Genomic DNA, 1001 nt, shown 5'->3' on the forward strand with positions numbered 1-1001 from the left:
ACGGAACGGACGCGGGCGGTTCGCTGCGTGTGCCCGCCGCGGCGTGCGACATCGTCGGCTTCAAGCCCGCCTCGCCCCACGTCGCGGCGCACGGCTTCCTTACCCGCACCGTCGCCGACCAGTGCACGATCTACGGCATGCGCCCCACGCATCCGCGACGCTTGCGGGTCGGGGTGCTTCTCGACGCCCTCCTCGCCCCCTCCCATCTCTCACCCTCCCGCGCGGACGCGGTGGACCAGCTGGCGGGGGCGCTCTCCCTCCACCACGACGTCGTCCCGTTGCGCGCCTACGCCCAGGCGGGCGACACCTTCGCGCACTTCTCCCGCCGCATCAAGCGCTCCTTCACCAGCGTCGACCCGCTGGACAGCGAGTACCTCCAGTGGCTCACACAGGAGGGGGCGCGCGTCACCCGCGCCCAGATGCGCGACGTCCATGAGCACCTGGACGTGCTCCCGCACCTGCTTGCCCGACAGTGGGACGTCGACGTAGTCCTCTCTCCCACCCTGGCCTTCGACCCGCCGCGATTGGGGTACTTCCCGTCCTTGTCTCCCGAGGAGAGCTTCTACCAGCAGACGGTCTGGTCGCCATGGTGCTCGGTGTTCAACGTCACCGGTAGCGCCGCGATCGCGATCGGAGGCATCCACCTGGGTGTACTCGGGAGCGCGGCGCGCCCCGCCGTCAACGCGACGGAGCTGCTCAACCTCGCCTGGCAGGTGGAAGGGCTCCTGGGACACGAGGGGTAAGTGGTGATTCTGGGGCGGCGTGCACATGACGAAAATGCGTAAAATTTCCCCGGCTGCCGCGCCTTGGTCGACAATTCCCCCGGTGGGACGGTCTGGGTAAAACGTTTCTGCGGAAATCTGTCACACGCCCCGGCAACAAGGAAGCCCCGGCGGTCAATACCGCCGGGGCACACTCCACTCACCGAAGGGACGCCTAGGCCACCAGGGTCCCAATCTGCTCACCGGCAACGGCGCGGGCGATGTTGCCCTCCTTGAGCA

The 1001-nt window shown here is 68.2% G+C and carries 1 protein-coding gene; it reads left to right on the forward strand.

From position 1 onward, the window contains the following. The coding region (locus EAW56_RS12490) for an amidase family protein (protein ID WP_244213444.1) at positions 1 to 743 on the forward strand (743 nt) is incomplete at its 5' end. Positions 744 to 1001: the final 258 nt, after the last annotated feature.

Source organism: Corynebacterium gottingense (assembly GCF_003693265.1).
GTDB classification, from domain to species: domain Bacteria; phylum Actinomycetota; class Actinomycetes; order Mycobacteriales; family Mycobacteriaceae; genus Corynebacterium; species Corynebacterium gottingense.